The following is an 18301-nucleotide window of genomic DNA, read 5'->3' on the forward strand; positions in this document are numbered from 1 at the left end:
CACGCTCATGCCGTCCGTCCTCCGGCCAGGTACTGCCGCAACGCGGGGGCAAGCTCGGGCGCGGCAACGGCGCCGATGCGGGGCAGCAGGCAGCCGAGGAATGCGACCGCGTCCGCCTCGGGCAGCCGGGCGGCCCGCGGCCCGGCGAGGTCCACGGCCAGTACCAGCCGGACCGGTCCCACCGCCTCCGCGCCGAGAATGCCAAGATGCCGCGCCTCGATCCGGCCGCGCAGGGCGGGCGGCGCGTCGGCCAGAAGTCCCTCGCCCTCGCGCCGCAGCACGGTTCGGTCATCGGCCACAAGCCCGGCGCCAAGGGCCATCATCGCAAGCGCGAGCGACGACTTGCCCGCGCCGGACGGGCCGAGGATCAGCAGCCCGCGGCCTGCGAAAGCCACCGCAGAGCCGTGAACGATCAGCGATTCGCATCCATCCAGCATCACGGGCGGCATCCTAGCCGATCCCGCGGGCAAACGCCGCCCCTACTCAACCGGCGGAAGATCGCGCAAGATACTTGCGCCGATCCGGTGTTTTTGGCTTGTCAGGGCACCCTCGCCCCTGTCAAGCCGCGACGGCCATGCTATAGCCGCCCCGTCATTGCACGCCTCAGGAGTTCCGCTGCCATGTCCCAGCCCCGCGTCAACCCGAACTGCAGGCTCGAGGACCAGGGGATCAGTGGCGTGGGCGAGGCGCATTACAACCAGAACGAGGCGCAGCTGATGGAGGCGGCGCTGACGCGGGCCGAGGCCCATCTGGGCCTCGGCGGCCCGCTCCTCGTGACCACCGGCGCCAAGACCGGCCGCTCGCCCAAGGACAAGTTCGTGGTCCGCACCCCAGGTGTCGAGGACACGATCTGGTGGGAGAACAACCCGCCAATGGAGCCCGAGGCGTTCGAGCGGCTGCATCAGGACATGCTCAAGCACCTGGAGGGGCGGGAGGTGTTCGTGCAGGACCTCTTTGCCGGAGCCGATCCGCGCCACCGCCTCGATGTGCGCGTGGTGGCGGAGCTGGCCTGGCACGGCCTCTTCATCCGCCACCTGCTGCGCCGCCCCGAGGCGTCGGAGCTGGCGGAGTTCACGCCCGAGTTCACCATCATCAACTGCCCCAGCTTCAAGGCCGACCCCAAGCGCCACGGCTGCCGGTCCGAGACGGTGATCGCGCTGAACTTCGAGCAGAAGCTGATCCTGATCGCCAACACCGAATATGCGGGCGAGAACAAGAAGTCGGTCTTCACGCTGCTGAACTACCTCCTGCCGGCCAAGGGCATCATGCCAATGCATTGCTCGGCCAACCACGCGCCGGGCGACACGTCGGATGCGGCGATCTTCTTCGGCCTCTCGGGCACCGGCAAGACGACCCTCTCGGCCGATCCCTCGCGCACGCTCGTGGGCGATGACGAGCACGGCTGGACCGACGACGGCGTCTTCAACTTCGAGGGCGGCTGCTACGCCAAGACCATCAACCTCAGCGCCGTGGCCGAGCCGGAGATCTACGCCACGACTTCGCGCTTCGGCACCGTGATCGAGAACATGGTCTATGATCCCGACACGCTGGAGTTGGACTTCGCCGACAACTCGATCACCGAGAACATGCGCTGCGCCTATCCGCTGGACGCGATCTCGAACGCGTCGGAGACGGGCCGCGCCGGGGCGCCGAAGAACGTCATCATGCTGACCTCGGACGCCTATGGCGTGATGCCGCCGATCGCGCGGCTGACGCCCGAGCAGGCCATGGTGCATTTCCTCTCGGGCTTCACCTCCAAGACACCGGGGACCGAGGACGGCGTGGTGGAGCCGCAGCCGACCTTCTCGACTTGCTTCGGCGCGCCCTTCATGCCGCGCCGGCCGGAAGTCTACGGCAAGCTCCTGCAGGAGAAGATCGGGCAGAGCGGGGCAACCTGCTGGCTGGTCAACACCGGCTGGACCGGCGGGCCGTTCGGCACCGGCAAGCGGATGCCGATTGCGGCGACCCGCGCACTGTTGGCGGCGGCGCTCGACGGCTCGCTGAACGGAGTCAAGTTCCGCACCGATCCGAACTTCGGCTTCGAGGTGCCGGTGGAGGTGCCGGGGGTGGACAGCAAGCTTCTGGACCCGCGCGGCACCTGGGCGGACGGCGCGGGTTATGACGCGCAGGCGGAGAAGCTGGTCGGAATGTTCCGCGAGAACTTCAAGCAGTATGCCGACAAGGTGGACGAGGACGTTCGCGCCGCGGCCATCGGTTGAGGCGTTAAGCGCAAATGACGGACGGCGCCCCTCGCGGGCGCCGTTTCTCGTTCACACCCCCAGCCAGCGATCCGCCATCTCGGGCGTGAGGCCCGCCATTGGCCCGGTCCAGACGCTCGCGCCCCGTTCCAGCACCACGGCGCGGTCGGCGACGGCCGAAAGCTCGCGCAGCGACTTGTCCACCAGCAGGATCGACAGCCCCTCGGCCTTCAACGCCCGGATCGCGGCCCAGATCTCCTGCCGCACGACGGGGGCCAGCCCCTCGGTCGCTTCGTCGAGGATCAGCAGCCGCGGGTTAGTCATCAGCGCCCGGCCGATCGCCAGCATCTGCTGCTCGCCGCCCGAGAGGGTGCGCGCGGACTGGCCACGGCGTTCGGCGAGGCGGGGGAACAGCCGTTCGACCCGCGGCTGGTCCCAGGGTCCGGGATTGGCGGCGACGACGAGATTCTCGGCCACGGTCAGCGGCGCGAAGCAGCGCCGGCCCTCGGGGACCAGCCCGAGGCCAAGGCGCGCGGCGCGGTGCGGCGGCAGCGCGGCGAGGTCGGTGCCGCCGAAGCGGATCGTCCCAGCGGTCGCAGGCAGCAGCCGGCAGAGGGCACGGATCGTCGTCGTCTTGCCCATGCCGTTGCGGCCCATCAGCGCCACGACCTCGCCCTCGGCCACGGTCAGGTCCACCCCGAACAGCGCCTGCACGGGGCCGTAGCCCGCCTCCACCCGCTCGATTTCCAGCAGCGCGCTCATGCCTCCTCGCCCAAGTAGGAGCGGCGGACCTCCGGGTTGCCGCGGATCTCGTCCACGGTTCCGGTGGCGATGATGCGGCCATAGACCAGCACGCTGATGCGGTCGGCGAGGCGGAAGACGGCGTCCATGTCGTGCTCGACCAGCAGGATCGGCGCCTCCGACCGCAGGTCCGAGAGCAGCGCCACGAGTTGCCCTGCGCCCTCAGTGCCCATGCCCGCCATCGGCTCGTCGAGGAGGAAGGCGCGCGGCCTGAGCGCAAGCGCCATCGCCACCTCGAGCTTGCGCCGTTCGCCGTGGCTCAGCGCCGCCGCCGCAAAGTCCTCGCGTCCGTCCAGCCCCGCCTGCTGGATGTGGAAGCGCGCGGGCTCGGTCAGCGCCGGATCGGACAGCACCGGCCGCAGGAAGCCGTAGCTGCGCCCGGAGCCGCCCTGCACCGCAAGGCAGACGTTCTGCAGCACGGTGAAGTCCGGGATCACGCTCGAGACCTGAAAGCTGCGCGCCAGCCCCAACCGGGCGCGCGCCGCGGCGTCGAGGCTGTCGATGCGCTGCCCCTCGAACCGGACCTCGCCCCCGTCGGCACTGAGCTCGCCGACGATCTGCTTGATGAGCGTGGACTTGCCCGCGCCGTTCGGCCCTATCAGCGCGTGGATCTCGCCCGGCATCAGCGTCAGGCTGACGTCGTCGGTGGCGATCAGGGCGCCGAAGCTCTTCCGCAACCCGCGGATCTCGAGGATCGGGTCAGTGCGCATTGTCGCGCCCCCTCCCCGACAGCATCCCCACGATCCCGCCCGGCGCCCAGAGGACGATCGCGAGCAGCACGAGGCCCAGCAGCACCTGCCAGTATTCGGTAATCCCCCCGAGCAGATGCTCCATCGTGACGAACACCACCGCCCCCGCGACCGGCCCCATCAGCCGCCCGACGCCGCCGAGGATGATGAAGACCATGATCTCGCCCGACATGTGCCAGTTGAGCATCGCGGGCGAGACGAAGCGGTTGAGATCGGCATAGAGCGAGCCGGCGAGGCCGGTGATCATGGCCGAGATGACGAAGGCCGTCAGGCGGATGCCGAAGGGCCGGATGCCCACCGCGACCGTCCGCTGCGTATTCCGCCGCGCCGCCTGCAGCGCGAGGCCGAAGCGGGCGCGCATCACGACCGCCGTGAAGCCGAGCGCGAGCAGCAGGAGCGCGGTGCAGATCAGGAAATAGTTCAGCGGCCGCATCGTCGGCACGCCGGGAAACGTGTTGCGGACGTAGAAGCTGAGGCCGTCCTCGCCGCCGTACGCGGGCCAGCCGATCGCGAACCAGTAGATCATCTGCGCGAAGGCGAGCGTCACCATGATGAAATAGACGCCCGAGGTCCGCAGGCTCAACGCGCCGATGGCGAGGGCTGCGAGGCCCGAGACCAGCAGCACCATCGGCCAGATCGCCAGCATCTCGTTGGTGCCGTTCATGGTGTATGGCAGCGTCGTAAGCGGCGTGCCGGACATGGCGTGGCTGGCGAGGATGCCGGTGACATAGCCGCCGATGCCGAAGAAGGCGGCATGGCCGAAGCTGACGAGGCCGCCATAGCCGAGCGCGAAGTTGAGGCCAACGCCGGCAAGCGCGAAGATCGCGGCCTTGGTGGCGAGGGTCACGAGGAAGGCATGGCCGGTGAGGTGGGCGACCAACGCGCCGCCGATCAGCAGCCCGAGGACGGCGATGTTGACGAGGGCGAGCCGGCTCATGCGCGCGCCCCGAAGAGGCCCGTGGGCCGCCAGACCAGCACCACGGCCATGAGGATATAGACCGACATCGACGCCAGCGACGCCCCCAGCGTGTTGGCCGCGGCCTGCGGCATCACCTGCGCCAGCATCCCCGGCAGCAGCGCCTTGCCGAGCGAATCCGTCATGCCGACGAGGATCGCCGAGACCAGCGCCCCGCCGATCGACCCGATGCCGCCGATCACCACGACCACGAAGGCGAGGATCAGCACTGGCTCGCCCATGCCGACCTGCACCGACTGCACCGCGCCGACCAGCGCGCCCGCGAGACCCGCCAAGGCGGCGCCAAGAGCGAAGACAACGGTATAGAGCTTCGAGATGTCCACCCCCAGCGCGCCGATCATCTCGCGGTCCGCCTCGCCCGCGCGGATGCGGATGCCAAGGCGGGTGCCGCGCATCAGCCAGAAGAGGCCGCCTGCGATGGCGAGGCCAAGGACGATCACGGCGAAGCGGAAGACCGGATAGACCAGCCCGCCCGGCAGCGTGACGGTCCCCGACAGCGAAGGCGGCAGCGTGAGGTAGAGCGGGAAGGAGCCGAAGAGCCAGCGCGTCCCCTCGGAGAAGATCAGGATCAGCGCGAAGGTCGCCAGCACCTGGTCGAGGTGGTCGCGCCGGTAGAGGCGGCGGATCACCAGCAGCTCCATCAGCGCGCCCGCCGCCGCCGCCGCCGCGAGGCTCGCCGCAACGCCGAGCCAGAACGAGCCGGTTGCGGCCGCCACCACGGCGCAGGCGAAGGCGCCGATCATGTAGAGCGAGCCATGCGCCAGGTTGATGAGGCCCATGACGCCGAAGACCAGCGTCAGGCCGGCCGCCATCAGGAACAGCGTCATGCCGTATTGCAGCCCGTTCAGGAGCTGCTCGAAGATCAACATCGGGGGTCTTCCGCGCCGCTGGTCGCGGGGGCGGAGACCCGCCCCCGCGGAAGGATCACATGCTGCACTGCTCGGCGTAGGCGTCGCCGCGGTCCTCGATCGCCACCCCGACGATCTTGTTGGTCAGCACGCCATCGGCGTCCTTGACCACCTCGCGGACATAGAGGTCCTGAATCGGGTGCTGGTTCGGGCCGAAGGTGAAGTTGCCGCGGACGCTGTCGAAATCGGCTTCGCGCAGGGCCTCGCGGAAGGCATCGGCGTCGGTGACATCGGCCTTGGCCGCGGCCGAGAGGATCAGGTTCGCGGTGTCATAGGCCTGCGCCGCATAGACCGAGGGGATGCGACCGTATTCCTCCTTGAAGGCCTCGACGAACTTGTGGTTGGCCTCGTTGTCAAGGTCGGGCGCCCAGCTCGCGGTGTTGCGGATGCCCAGCGCCGCATCGCCCACGGCGGGCAGCACGTCCTGGCTGAAGCTGAAGGCCGGGCCGATCAGCGGCGTGGTCACGCCCGAGCCCGCATATTGCTTGATGAAGCTGATCCCCATGCCGCCCGGCAGGAAGAAGAACACCGCGTCCGCCCCGCTGTCGCGGATCTGCGCGATCTCGCCCGCATAGTCGGTCTGGCCGACCTGGGTGTAGATCTCGCCCGCAAGCTCGCCCGTGTAGTAGCGCTTGAAGCCGGTCAGCGCGTCCTGCCCGGCGGGGTAGTTCGGGGCCATGATGAAGACGTTCTTGTAGCCCGCATCCATTGCCGCCTGCCCCGCGGCCTCGTGGAAGTTGTCGTTCTGGTAGCTCACCGAGAAGTAGTTCGGATCGCACTGCGCGCCGGCCAGCGCCGAGGGGCCGGCATTGGTCGAGAGGTAGAACTTGCCCTGCTGGACCGCCGCCGGGACCACCGCCATGGCGAGGTTCGACCAGACGATGCCGGTCAGGATGTCCACGTTGTCGGACTGGATCATCTTGTCGGCGATCTGCACCGCCACGTCGGGCTTCTGCTGGTCGTCCTCGGTCACGACGGTAATCTCGGAGGCGGCGTCGCCCGCCAGTTTCAGCGCGAGGTCGAAGCCGTCGCGGGTATCCATGCCGAGGCCGGCGCCGCCGCCCGAGAGGGTGGTGATCATGCCGACCTTGACCGGCGCGGCGAAGGCGGTCCCGGCCATCAGCGCGGCAGCGAGGGAGAGGGTGGAGAGCAGTTTCATGTCTTGTTCTTTCCCTGTTGTCTTCTTGTTTGCTGTCGCCAGTTACGGGCCTCAGAGGCCGGTTCGCAACCGCCATAGTTCGGGGAAGAGCTCGGTCTCGAGCATTCTCCGCAGATACTGCACCCCAGCGGTGCCCCCGGTGCCGCGCTTGAAGCCGATGATGCGCTCGACCGTGGTCACGTGATTGAAGCGCCAGCGGCGGAAATAGTCCTCGAAATCGACCAGCTTCTCGGCCAGCTCGTAGAGTTCCCAATGGGTCTCGGGGTTGCGGTAGACCTCCGCCCATGCCGCCTCGACGCGGGGATCGGCGGCCCAGGGCTGGCGCGTGTCGCGCCCGAGGATGTCCTGCGGGATCGGCAGCCCGCGGCGCGCGGCGCAGGCCTGCACCACGTCATAGAGCGACGGCCGCTCCAGCTCCGCCACCAGTGCCGCGTGCAGGTCGGGCCGGTGCTCGTGCGGCTTCAGCATGGCGTGGTTGCGGTTGCCGACGGCGTATTCGATCAGCCGATACTGGAACGACTGAAAGCCCGAGCTCTCGGCCAGGCTCGCCCGGAAGCTCTGGTATTCGCTGGGCGTCATGGTCCGCAGCACGTCCCAGGCGCTGTTCAACTGCTCGAAGATGCGCGCCACGCGGGTCAGCATCTTGAATGCCATCCGCAGCCGGTCCCCGGCGATTGCCGCCCGCGCCGCGCCGATCTCGTGCAGCGCCAGCTTCATCCACAGCTCGGAGGTCTGGTGCTGGATGATGAACAGCATCTCGTCATGCGCATCCGACAGCGGATGCTGGGCCGACAGCACCGGGTCGAGATGCAGGTAGTCGCCATAGGACATGCGGCCCTCGAAGCCCATGCGCGCGCCCTCGGCCGAGGGGTCGTAGCGCCGCGGCACCCCGTCGCCGTCATAGCCAGGCGCCTCCGCCGTCGCGCTGCCCTCCGCCATCTCCCTTCCCCTTCTTCTGTCCTCAAATATCCAGATCCGACGCCCGCAACCCTCGGACAGCTCGGGCCCTTACCCCGCCTCCTTCAACCGGAACCGCTGGATCTTGCCGCTCTCGGTCTTGGGCAGCGCCTCGGTGAAGATCACGCTGCGGGGATATTTGAAGGGCGCGATGGTCATCTTCACATGGTCCTGGATGTCGCGGACCATCAGCCGGTCGCCCTCGAAGCCGGGCTTCAGCACCACATGCGCCTGCACGATATGTCCGCGCTGCTCGTCGGGGGCGCCGACCACGGCGCATTCGGCGACGGCCGGGTGCGAGAGCAGCGCGGCCTCGACCTCCGGCCCGGCGATGTTGTAGCCGGCCGAGAGGATGATGCCGTCGGTGCGCGCGGCGAAGTGGAAGCGGCCCTCCTCGTCCTGGTGGAACACGTCGCCGGTCAGGTTCCAGCCGTTCTGGACATATTGCCGCTGCTTCTCCTCGTCGGCGAGATAGCGGCAGCCGACCGGACCCTTCACGGCGAGGCGCCCGATCTCGCCGCGGGGCAGCTCGTTGCCGGCCTCGTCCACGATCTTCGCCTCATAGCCTGTCACGGGGCGACCGGTGGAGCCGGGATGGTGGTCGTCGAAGCGGTTGGTGACGAAGATGTGCAGCATCTCGGTCGAGCCGATGCCGTCGAGGATCGGCCGCCCGGTCTTCCTGATCCAGTCCTCGTAGACCGGCGCCGGCAGCGTCTCGCCCGCGCTCACGGCGGCGCGGAGCGAGCCGAGGTCCGCCCCCTCCTCCATCGCGTTCAGCATCGCGCGATAGGCGGTCGGCGCCGTGAAGCAGATTGTGGCGCGGTGCTTCTGGATGATCTCGATCATGTTCGGCGGGCTGGCGTTCTCGAGCAGCGTCGCGGTGGCGCCGAAACGCAGCGGGAACACCGCCAGGCCGCCGAGGCCGAAGGTGAAGGCCAAGGGCGGGCTGCCCACGAACACATCGTCAGAGGTGACGTTCAGCACCTCCTTCGCATAGCCATCCGCGATCGTGAGAATGTCGCGATGGAAATGCATCGTGGCCTTGGGCGCGCCGGTCGTGCCCGAGGTGAAGCCCAGCAGCGCCACATCGTCGCGGCCGGTCCGCACGCAGTCGAAACGCACCGGCTTGCCCAGCGCCACGCGATCGAGCTCGGCGTCGTGGTTGGCGCTGCCGTCGAAGCCCACGACCGTCTCGAGGATGTCCGAGCGGCGCGTCGCCTCGACCAGTTCCTCCATCAGCCGGGTGTCGCACAGGGCGAACTTGATCTCGGCTTTCTCCACGATCTTCAGCAGCTCGCCCGCGCGGAACATCGGCATGGTGTTGACGACCACCGCCCCGGCCTTGGTCGCGGCCAGCCAGCACGCCACCATCGCCGGGTTGTTGGCTGAGCGGATCAGCACCCGGTTGCCCGGCTTGACGCCGTAGTCCTCGACCAGCGCATGGGCGATGCGGTTGGTCCAGTCGCTGAGTTCCTTGTAGGTCCGCTGCCGGCCATTGCCGATCAGCGCCACGTTGTCGCCGAAGCCCTTGGCGACCATGGCGTCGGTCAGCTCGTAGCCGGCGTTCAGCCACTCGGGATAACGGAAGTCGCCGAGGCGCAGCTCCGGCCACAGCTCCGCGGGCGGCAGGTTGTCGCGCGTGAAGCTGTCCACATGGCCCGACGGCCCGAGCGGTTCGTTCTTCATCCTGCTGCCCCCTCCCCAAGGGCTCCCGGCACGACCGGCCGGGTATCAGTCCGGAATGACGGCGGTCGCCTCGATTTCGACCTTGGCCCGATCCTCGATCAGTTCCGCAACAGGAATCATGGCCATCGACGGGAAGTGCTTGCCGAGATTCTTGCGGTAGATGGCGCCAAGTTCGCGCAGCCGGTCGAGATACTCGCGCTTGTCGGTGATGTACCAGGTCAGCCGCACGAGATGCTCGGGGCGTCCGCCCGCCGCCTCCAGCACCGTGACGATATTGGCGAGGGTCTGGTCGATCTGCTCGATCAGGTCGTCGGTCTCGAACTCCTGCTGGCCGTTCCAGCCGATCAGGCCTCCGAGAAAGACCATCCGGCCGCTGGCCGCGACGCCGTTGGCATAGCCGATTGCCGGCTTCCAGCCTTCGGGATTGAGAAACTCGTGCGGGCTCACGTCGTTCATGCCGCGTCCTCCTTCTGTGCCTCGATGAGCCGCGCCCGGACCTCGTCCGGCCACGGCGCCGATTTCATTGCACGGCCGTCGATCCAGACCAGCCGCTTGTTGATGGTGAACCGTAGGGCGTCCTCGCCCTCGCCACGCCCTTCGATATTCACGTCGAGGCTGGCTCGGCCGACAGCGACCACGCGCAGGGTCAGTTCCACCTTGTCGCCAAGGCTCGACGGAATGCGGAAGTCGCATTCCAGGTGCACCGTGGGCAGCCCGTCGCCATCGTCCATGATCCGGCGGTAGCTGCGCCCGACCACGTCGGCGAAGAAGTTCTCGACCACGTGGTTCGCGAATTCGAGGAAGCGCGGATAGAAGACGATCTTCGCGGGATCGCAGTGGTTGAACTCGATCTGGACGGTGCGGCGGTAGGGCATCCGGGTCTCCCTCAAGCTCTGGCCGCCGCGTGGGCGTCGAGCACCGCGCGCGCGATCACCACCCGCTGCACGTCGCTCGCGCCCTCGTAGATCCGCAGCGCCCGGATCTCGCGATAAAGGCTCTCGACCGTCTCGCCCACCCGCACCCCGTCGCCGCCATGCAGCTGCACCGCCATGTCGATGACCTTGGAGGCCGCCTCGGTGGCATAGAGCTTCGCCATCGCCGCCTCGCGGCTGACGCGGGCGGCGCCCATGTCCTTGGTCCAGGCGGCGCGGTAGACCAGCAGCGCGGCGGCGTCGATCTTCAGCGCCATGTCGGCGAGGTGCCCCTGCACCATCTGGAAATCCGCCAGCCGTCCGCCATCGGCCCGAACCCGCAGCGCGCGGCTCAACGCCTCGTCGAGCGCCCGACGCCCGAAGCCCAGCGCCGCGGCGCCCACGGTCGAGCGGAACACGTCGAGCACCGACATGGCGACCTTGAAGCCGCTGCCCGCCTCACCGATCAGCGCCTCCGCGGGGAGCCGCACACCGTTGAGCCGCAGATGCGCGAGCGGATGCGGCGCCATCACGTCGATGCGGCTGACGACCTCCAGCCCCTCGGCGTCGCCCGGCATGAGGAAGGCCGAGAGGCCCTTCGCGCCCGGCGCCTCGCCGGTGCGGGCGAAGACGACATAGACGCCCGCGATGCCGCCGTTCGAGATATAGGTCTTCTCGCCGTTCAGAACCCAGGAATCCCCCTCGCGCCGCGCCGTGGTCGCGGTCGAGGCCACGTCCGACCCCGCCCCCGGCTCGGTCAGGGCAAACGCCGCCATGACCTCGCCCGAGCGGGTCCGCTCCAGCCACTCGCGCTGCGCGGGCGAGCCGAAGAGGCTGATCGCCCCCATGCCGAGGCCCTGCATGGCGAAGCTGAAATCCGCGAGCCCGTCATGCCGCGCCAGCGTCTCGCGCGCGAGGCAGAGGGTGCGGACGTCCAGCCGCTCGCCCTCGCCGGCGCCGGTGGGCTGCAGCCAGCCATCGCGCCCAAGACGCGTCACCAGATCGCGGCAGGCGGCGTCGGCGTCCCCGTGATCCACATGGCCCAGCTCGCGCGCGCACCACGCGTCGAGCCCCTGCTGGAACTCGCGGTGCCGCTCCTCGAAGAACGGCCAGTCAAGAAAGCTGCGATCCATGCTTTGCCTTGATCCAAATATCCCGGGGGTCCGGGGGCAGCGCCCCCGGCCTTCAGTCGCCCTCGAAAACCGGCTTCTCCTTGGCAACGAACGCCCGGTAGGCGCGCTCGAAGTCGCGGGTCTGCATGCAGATCGCCTGCGCCTGCGCCTCGGCCTCGATCGCCTGGTCGAGGCTCATGTTCCATTCCTGGTTCAGCTGGGTCTTGGTGATCCCATGCGCGAAGGTCGGCCCGGCGGCGATCCGCTGGGCCAGCTTCAGCGCCTCGGCCTCCAGCGCTTCCGCCGGATGCACCGCGTTCCAGTAGCCCCAGGCGAGGCCCTCGTCGGCATCGAAGCTGCGCCCGGTATAGAGGAGCTCCGCCGCCCGCCCCTGCCCGATGATGCGCGGCAGCATGGCGCAGGCGCCCATGTCGCAGCCGGCGAGGCCGACGCGGGTGAAGAGGAACGCGCATTTCGCGTCCGGCGCGGCGAGCCGCAGGTCCGAGGCCATGCTGACGATCGCGCCGGCGCCGACGCAGACGCCCTGCACCGCCGAGATGATCGGCTTGCCGCAATGGATCATCGCCTTGACCAGATCGCCGGTCATGCGGGTGAAGGCCAGCAGGTCCTTCATGTCCATGCCGACCAGGGGGCCGATGATGTCATGGACATCGCCGCCGGAGCTGAAGTTGCCGCCGTTCGAGGCCCAGACCACCGCGTCGATGTCGTCGGCGTAGGCGAGCGCGCGGAAGGTGTCGCGCAACTCGGCGTAGCTCTCGAAGGTCAGAGGGTTCTTCCGGTCGGGCCGGTCGAGCCGGATCGTGGCGATGCGGTCCTGCGCCTGCCACAGGAAATGCCGCGGCTGATGGCCCGCCATGCTGGTGCCGTTGAAGCTCATGCCTTCTCCTTCGCTCCGTCCATCTGCGGCGAGACCTTCCGCAGGATCGCCCGCATCGTCTCGAGGTCGTCAAGGTTCAGCGCCCCGAAGAGCCGCGAGAGTTCCGCCTCGTGCCCGCTCGCCATGCCCTCGAACTGCGCACGGCCCGCCTCGGTCAGCGTGACGCGAACGGTGCGGCGGTCCTCGGTGCAGGGGGTGCGCTGCACCAGCCCCTCCTTCTCCAGACGGCCGACCACGTCGGTGGCGTTGCCGTTGCTGACCAGCAGCATCCGGCTCAGCTCGCCCATCGGGATCGCCTCGCCCCGCCGCCACAGCGCCGCCATGACATCGAAGCGCGGCAGCGTGGTGCCGTGCTGCTCGCGCAGGTAGCCCCGCAGGCCCGCCTCGGTGGCGCGGGTGACGGTCAGCATCCGCAGCCAGAGGCGCAGGCGGCGCTTGGTGAGGCTCTCGCGCGCCTCGGAATTCCCTGGTCCGTCCATCGTCAGACCTCCCCTCCGGCAATGGCGATGGCCTGACCGTTCACGCCCTCGGCGCCGGCACCGCAGAGCCACAGCGCCGCGGCCGTGACCTCCTCCGGCCGGATCAACCGCCGCTGCGGGTTGGTCGTGGTCAGCGCCCGCATCGCCTCCTCCTCCGAGCGGCCGGTCGTCTCCATGATGTTGGCGATCGAGCGTTCGGTCATCTCGGTGTCGAGGAAACCGGGGCAGAGGGCGTTCACCGTCACCGCGCGCCGCGCCACTTCCTGCGCGAGGCTGCGAACGAGGCCCACGGTGCCGTGCTTGGCGGCCGCATAGGGCGCGACATAGGCGTAGCCCTTCAGACCGGCGGTGGAGGCGACGGCGATCAGCCGCCCCCAGTCCTGCATCCGGGCGAGACCCTCGCGGAAGGTCAGGAATACCCCGGTGAGGTTCACTGCCATCATGGCGTTCCACTGGTCGAGCGAGACCTTGCCGAAGGGTGCGCTGATCGAGGCGCCGGCATTGGCGATGACGATGTCGCAGGAACCGGCCGCGTCGAACATGGCCGCGACCGATGCCTCATCGGTGACGTCAGCCTCGACAACCGCGGCCCCGGTCTTCGCCGCTACCGCATCCAGCGGCCCGCGCCGCCGCCCGGCGATCACGACCCGCGCGCCCGCCGCGGCAAAGCCGCGGGCGAGGTCCGCACCGACGCCCGTCCCGCCACCCGTGATGAGAACCGACCGACCTTCCAGCACGCCCGCCCCTTCTTCTGTCCGAAAATATCCCGCGGGGGTCCGGGGGCGCGAAGCCCCCGGCCTTTGTCACACCCGGATTTGCTCCTGCTCGCGCTCCCGCAGCCGCCGCGCCTGCGACCCGCCGGCGCGGTAGGGGTCGGGCCATTTCGTCCCGCGGTCGCCCAGCGCCGTCGCCGCCCGCAGCGTCCAGTAGGGGTCCGCCAGATGCGGCCGCGCGAGGCACACGAGGTCCGCCCGGCCGGCCATCAGGATCGAGTTCACATGATCCGGCTCGTAGATGTTGCCGACCGCCATGGTGGGGATGCCCAGCTCGTTGCGGATGCGGTCGCTGAAGGGCGTCTGGAACATGCGGCCATAGACTGGCTTCGCGTCGGGGCTGGTCTGCCCGGCCGAGACGTCGATGATGTCCGCGCCTGCCTCGTGGAAGGCGCGCGCGATCTCGACCGCCTCCTCGGGGGTCACGCCCTCGTCGCCCAGCCAGTCGTTGGCGCTGATCCGCACCGACATCGGCTTCTCGGCCGGCCAGGCCTCGCGCATGGCGCGGAAGACCTCGAGCGGGTAGCGCAGCCGGTTCTCGAGGCTGCCGCCATACTCGTCGGTCCGCCGGTTGGAGGCCGGGCTGATGAAGCTCGAGATCAGGTAGCCGTGGGCGGCGTGCAGCTCGACCATGTCGAAGCCGCAGCGCGCGGCCATCTTCGTCGCCTCCACGAACTCGTCGCGGACCATGTCCATGTCGGCGCGGTCCATTTCCTTCGGCGTGTCGGCGTCCTCGTCCCACGGGATCGCGCTGGCCGAGATCAGGGGCCAGTTGCCCTCCTTCAGCGGTTTCTCGGCCCCGTCCCAGCCGAGCCCGGTCGAGCCCTTGCGGCCGGAATGGCCGATCTGGCAGCAGATCTTCGCGTCGCTCTCGGCATGGACGAAGTCCACGATCCGCTTCCACGCCGCCTCATGCTCGGGCGCGTAGAGGCCCGGGCAGCCGGGGGTGATGCGGCCCTCGGGCGAGACGCAGGTCATCTCGGTATAGACCAGCCCCGCGCCGCCCTTCGCGCGCTCGCCCAGATGGACGAGGTGCCAGTCGGTCGGCGTCCCGTCGACCGCCTTGTACTGCGCCATGGGCGAGACGACGACGCGGTTCTTCAGCTCCATGTCGCGCAGCTTGAAGGGCGCGAACATCGGCGCGCGGCCGGGCTCGCCGCCGGCCTGCTTCTGGAACCAGTCTTCGGCGCTGCCGAGCCATGCGGGGTCGCGCAGGCGCAGGTTCTCGTGGCTGATGCGCTGGCTGCGGGTCAGCAGCGAGTAGTTGAACTGCACCGGGTCGAAGCCGAGGTAGCGCTCCACCTCCTCGAACCACTCGAGCGAGTTGCGCGCCGCCGACTGCAGCCGCAGCACCTCGAAGCGCCGCTCCTCCTGGTAGCGGACGAAGGCGGCCTCCATCGTCGGCTCGCTGTGCAGGTAGTCGGCGAGCGCGATCGCGCTGTCGAAGGCCAGCCGCGTGCCGGAGCCGATCGAGAAATGCCCTGTCGCCGCAGCGTCGCCCATCAGCACGACGTTCTCGTGCCACCACTTCTCGCAGATCACGCGCGGGAAGTTCATCCACACCGCCGAGCCGCGCAGATGCGCCGCGTTCGACATCAGCTCATGCCCGCCGAGATGCGATTCGAAGACCTTGCGGCAGGTCTCGACCGTCTCCTCCTTGGTCATGTGCTCGAAGCCCATGCGGTCCCAGACTTCCTGCGTCGTCTCGACGATGAAGGTCGCGGTGTTCTCGTCGAACTGGTAGACATGGGCCCACATCCAGCCGGCGTCGGTCTTCTCGAAGATGAAGGTGAAGGCGTCGTTGAAGTTCTGATGCGTGCCGAGCCAGATGAACTTGCACAGCCGGGTGTCGATGTCGGGCTTGAAGACGTCGGCATATTCCGCCCGCACGCGGCTGTTGATGCCGTCGGCGCCGACCACGAGGTCGTAGTCCTGGCGGTATTCCTCGGCCGACTTGAACTCGGTCTCGAAGCGCATCTCGACGCCCAGCTCGCGGGCGCGCGCCTGCAGCAGGACCAGCATCTGCTTGCGGCCGAGCCCGGCGAAACCGTGCCCGCCCGAGACGATCCGCTCGCCCTCCTTCACGACGGCGATATCGTCCCAGTAGATGAAGCTGTCGCGGATCGCGTCGGTGGACTTGGGGTCGTTCTTCTGCATCCGCTCGAGCGCGTCGTCGCTGAGGACCACGCCCCAGCCGAAGGTGTCGTTGGCGCGGTTGCGCTCGATCACCGTGACCTCATGGGCCGGGTCGCGCAGCTTCATGCTGATGGCGAAATAGAGCCCCGCAGGCCCTCCTCCCAGGCACAGAACCTTCATCCGTCTCTCCCTCGCGCATGGCGCGTGTGTGGTGGGAGAGGTTGTGGCACGGGGAGGGGGGATGTTTCAAGCTTGAAGTTTAGGCGGGCAGCACCTCGACCGCTGCGTCTGACTGCGGCTTAGCCAAAGCTTTCTGTCGCTGTCGAGCCGCGTGCAGTATCCGCTCCGTCGCATCAAGCGTGTCAAGATTCCGCGTTGCATCACAGAATTTCCAGAACTCGCCGGTTGAGTGAAAGCCTTGAGGATTGATCAGGAAATTTCCCAGCATCGGCCGGATCAGGTTCCGCAGTTGACTGATACAAGTATCATTGACGCCCAAGGTCCAGTTTTCACCATGTGTCGCGCTGTTCCGCCTAGCTCGGAGGTGAAGCCCCACGATCTCAGCAACATGGCTATCCGAATAGAACGACGCGACACGCCTGATAAGAACGTCTGACTTTTCCTCCTGCCCGCCAGCAATCACCTCCAGCAACCGCCATCCTGAAAAGATGGACTTAGATGACTGATGTTCGCTGAATGCATCATAGTACAAGAGGAGCGCCGCCTCACATTTTTCTCGCCAACACGACTGAACTACGGCATCCAGAACTCTGCCGACCTCCGCTGTTACGCTCGATATCCTCTCTTCCAGAGGCTGTGCAGGCAAGCGTCTCTTCGGCACCCACTCGGTATACCAGAAACCCTCGTAAGCGGATTGACCAGCCAGGTTGTGCACCGTGGACTGCGGGCCGATCAACAGTTGCAGCGAGGGCTTGTGGACCGACTTTCCGAAAATGTCAAAGGACTCGGAGCCGTCCACAAATGTTGTGCAACCGATAATCATGGCGATGGTCTTGTAGGCACGCTCAAAGGCGTCTTCCGGGGCGTTAGCGTACACCTTTGCTACGATAGTTTCATAGCTCGGATGATCGGAAAAGATTGTTTCAAACAGATACTTCGACTCATGTCGGATGCGCTCGCGCTCCCTCTCAATCGCAGCAGAAACGTCACCGGATATCTCCGGGAAGAACGTTACCCTCTGATCCAAGACAGGTAGAGGAGGCTTCAAGATCCCCGTTTTCCCCCATATCGAAAATGCGACAAGGTACGGAAGCTTTTTCCCGCGCAGCTTCTTTCGTTCCTCTGTATAGAGCGCGATGAATTGATCAGGCGTTGGCTCCTGGACGCGCCGCGAAGCGCGCTTAATGGCAGTCTCGTGGATAAACCCCGTCACTTGTGAATCCCGAACTGCTGTCTTGAGGAGTTCGATCCAGTAGTCGTCGCCGCCAAACCGACTGAAGGAGGTCGATCCATCATCATTGATGGTACGGCTCTGCGATAAACCATGCAGAATTACTTTAGCTGAGTTCTTGTCTTGCCAACTAATCACCTCCTCACCCCCACACCCCCTCAAACTCGCGCCATTCACCCTTGCTCATCCCGCTCGTCTCCTGCGTGACCGCCTCCCCGCGCAGCCGCCGCCGTATCACCTCCACCCCCTTCGCGGACAACTGCACCCCGCCCAGCCGGTAATCCTCGAACGCCGCATGTGCCGCCGGGACCCAGTCGGCGACGATCTGTCCCATCACCTCGGCATAGGCGCGGATTTCCCATTGCGCGTGGGCGTCGGCGCGCAGGCGCAGGAAGTGGAACAGGTTGTGCAAATCGCATTTCCAGTACCACTGGGTATAGACCGAGGCCGGCAGGTTCATCCGCGCCAGCTCCCGCGCGAGGCCCTGCTGGCCGTCTGTGGACAGCATCGCCTCGTAATGGTCATAGGCCCGCGTCGCGTCCTCGCGCAGCAGGTCCAGCACCCGCGCCGCCTCCGCCCCCTCCAGCACGGCGCCGCGGCCCTGGTGGTTGACCGAGGATTGCGCCGCCAGATGCTCGGGCGAGGGCGTGTAAAACTCGCGCTCGAGGATCGAATAGCGGGCGGAATATTCGTTCACATTGGCGGTGCGGTGCCTGATCCACTGCCGGGCCACGAAGACCGGCAGCTTGACGTGGAACTTGACCTCGCACATCTCGAACGGGGTCGAGTGCCAGTGCCGCATCAGGTAGCGGATCAGCCCGGCATCGTCGCTGACCTTCTTGGTGCCGGCCCCGTAGCTGACCCGCGCCGCCTGCACGATGGCCGAATCATCGCCCATGTAGTCGATGACCCGCACGAAGCCGTGGTCGAGGACCGGATGCGCGGTGTAGAGGCGCGCCTCCATGCCGGGGCTGACGGGCCGCAGCGTGGGGCGGGGCGCGGCGCGGGAGGCCTCGATCTCGGCTTGCTGTTCGGGGGTCAGGGTCATCGCGCGCCTCCTGTCTGCTTTCCACATCTTGTGGATCATGGCCGGGGTTCGCGCAACGGGCGGTGGCGTTCTCGCGGTGGCACCGGCGGCCGCGGCGTG

18 protein-coding genes are annotated in these 18301 nt (G+C 67.7%); 1 reads left to right on the top strand and 17 read right to left on the bottom strand.

The window, feature by feature from the left end:
- Positions 1-5: 5 nt before the first annotated feature.
- Complete coding sequence (locus tag GI374_RS11145) at positions 6-449, bottom strand: HPr kinase/phosphorylase (protein WP_229583112.1); 444 nt, start codon at positions 447-449, stop codon at positions 6-8.
- A gap of 171 nt (positions 450-620) precedes the next feature.
- On the opposite strand from GI374_RS11145, the gene GI374_RS11150 reads away from it, so the two are divergent.
- On the top strand, positions 621-2219 hold the full coding sequence (locus GI374_RS11150; RefSeq protein WP_154337148.1) for a phosphoenolpyruvate carboxykinase: 1599 nt from the start codon (positions 621-623) through the stop codon (positions 2217-2219).
- A 51-nt stretch (positions 2220-2270) separates the two neighbouring features.
- Here GI374_RS11150 and GI374_RS11155 read toward each other — a convergent pair whose 3' ends face one another.
- From GI374_RS11155 to thyX, 16 genes are all read right to left on the bottom strand, one after another.
- Positions 2271-2960 (bottom strand): ABC transporter ATP-binding protein, encoded by a 690-nt coding sequence (locus GI374_RS11155; RefSeq protein ID WP_154337149.1) that lies wholly within the window; start codon positions 2958-2960, stop codon positions 2271-2273.
- Positions 2957-3709, bottom strand: coding sequence for an ABC transporter ATP-binding protein (locus GI374_RS11160; RefSeq protein WP_154337150.1), 753 nt, complete (start codon positions 3707-3709; stop codon positions 2957-2959). The genes GI374_RS11155 and GI374_RS11160 overlap by 4 nt, the downstream gene beginning before the upstream one ends.
- The gene (locus tag GI374_RS11165; RefSeq protein WP_154337151.1) at positions 3699-4685 is read right to left on the bottom strand and encodes a branched-chain amino acid ABC transporter permease; all 987 of its coding nucleotides are present in this window, start codon (positions 4683-4685) and stop codon (positions 3699-3701) included. The genes GI374_RS11160 and GI374_RS11165 overlap by 11 nt, the downstream gene beginning before the upstream one ends.
- The gene (locus GI374_RS11170; RefSeq protein WP_154337152.1) at positions 4682-5593 is read right to left on the bottom strand and encodes a branched-chain amino acid ABC transporter permease; all 912 of its coding nucleotides are present in this window, start codon (positions 5591-5593) and stop codon (positions 4682-4684) included. Before GI374_RS11170 ends, GI374_RS11165 begins: the two co-directional genes overlap by 4 nt.
- Positions 5594-5648: 55 nt before the next feature.
- Positions 5649-6791, bottom strand: a complete 1143-nt coding sequence (locus GI374_RS11175) for an ABC transporter substrate-binding protein (RefSeq protein ID WP_154337153.1) — start codon at positions 6789-6791, stop codon at positions 5649-5651.
- 51 nt (positions 6792-6842) lie between these two features.
- Complete coding sequence (gene kynA, locus GI374_RS11180; protein ID WP_370515305.1) at positions 6843-7679, bottom strand: tryptophan 2,3-dioxygenase; 837 nt, start codon at positions 7677-7679, stop codon at positions 6843-6845.
- A gap of 120 nt (positions 7680-7799) precedes the next feature.
- Complete coding sequence (locus GI374_RS11185; RefSeq protein WP_154337155.1) at positions 7800-9434, bottom strand: AMP-binding protein; 1635 nt, start codon at positions 9432-9434, stop codon at positions 7800-7802.
- A 45-nt stretch (positions 9435-9479) separates the two neighbouring features.
- Positions 9480-9890 (bottom strand): RidA family protein, encoded by a 411-nt coding sequence (locus GI374_RS11190; RefSeq protein WP_154337156.1) that lies wholly within the window; start codon positions 9888-9890, stop codon positions 9480-9482.
- The gene (locus GI374_RS11195; RefSeq protein ID WP_154337157.1) at positions 9887-10309 is read right to left on the bottom strand and encodes a thioesterase family protein; all 423 of its coding nucleotides are present in this window, start codon (positions 10307-10309) and stop codon (positions 9887-9889) included. Before GI374_RS11195 ends, GI374_RS11190 begins: the two co-directional genes overlap by 4 nt.
- Before the next feature lie 11 nt (positions 10310-10320).
- On the bottom strand, positions 10321-11478 hold the full coding sequence (locus GI374_RS11200) for an acyl-CoA dehydrogenase family protein (protein WP_154337158.1): 1158 nt from the start codon (positions 11476-11478) through the stop codon (positions 10321-10323).
- A 52-nt stretch (positions 11479-11530) separates the two neighbouring features.
- Complete coding sequence (locus tag GI374_RS11205; protein WP_154337159.1) at positions 11531-12355, bottom strand: enoyl-CoA hydratase family protein; 825 nt, start codon at positions 12353-12355, stop codon at positions 11531-11533.
- On the bottom strand, positions 12352-12834 hold the full coding sequence (locus GI374_RS11210; protein ID WP_154337160.1) for a MarR family winged helix-turn-helix transcriptional regulator: 483 nt from the start codon (positions 12832-12834) through the stop codon (positions 12352-12354). Before GI374_RS11210 ends, GI374_RS11205 begins: the two co-directional genes overlap by 4 nt.
- A gap of 2 nt (positions 12835-12836) precedes the next feature.
- The gene (locus GI374_RS11215; protein WP_154337246.1) at positions 12837-13568 is read right to left on the bottom strand and encodes an SDR family NAD(P)-dependent oxidoreductase; all 732 of its coding nucleotides are present in this window, start codon (positions 13566-13568) and stop codon (positions 12837-12839) included.
- Between the two features lie 69 nt (positions 13569-13637).
- Complete coding sequence (locus tag GI374_RS11220) at positions 13638-15923, bottom strand: bifunctional salicylyl-CoA 5-hydroxylase/oxidoreductase (RefSeq protein WP_154337161.1); 2286 nt, start codon at positions 15921-15923, stop codon at positions 13638-13640.
- A 79-nt stretch (positions 15924-16002) separates the two neighbouring features.
- On the bottom strand, positions 16003-17292 hold the full coding sequence (locus GI374_RS11225; RefSeq protein WP_154337162.1) for a hypothetical protein: 1290 nt from the start codon (positions 17290-17292) through the stop codon (positions 16003-16005).
- A 4-nt stretch (positions 17293-17296) separates the two neighbouring features.
- Positions 17297-18202, bottom strand: coding sequence for an FAD-dependent thymidylate synthase (gene thyX / locus GI374_RS11230; protein ID WP_154337163.1), 906 nt, complete (start codon positions 18200-18202; stop codon positions 17297-17299).
- Positions 18203-18301: the final 99 nt, after the last annotated feature.

The organism is Paracoccus sp. S-4012 (assembly GCF_009674885.1).
GTDB lineage: Bacteria > Pseudomonadota > Alphaproteobacteria > Rhodobacterales > Rhodobacteraceae > Paracoccus.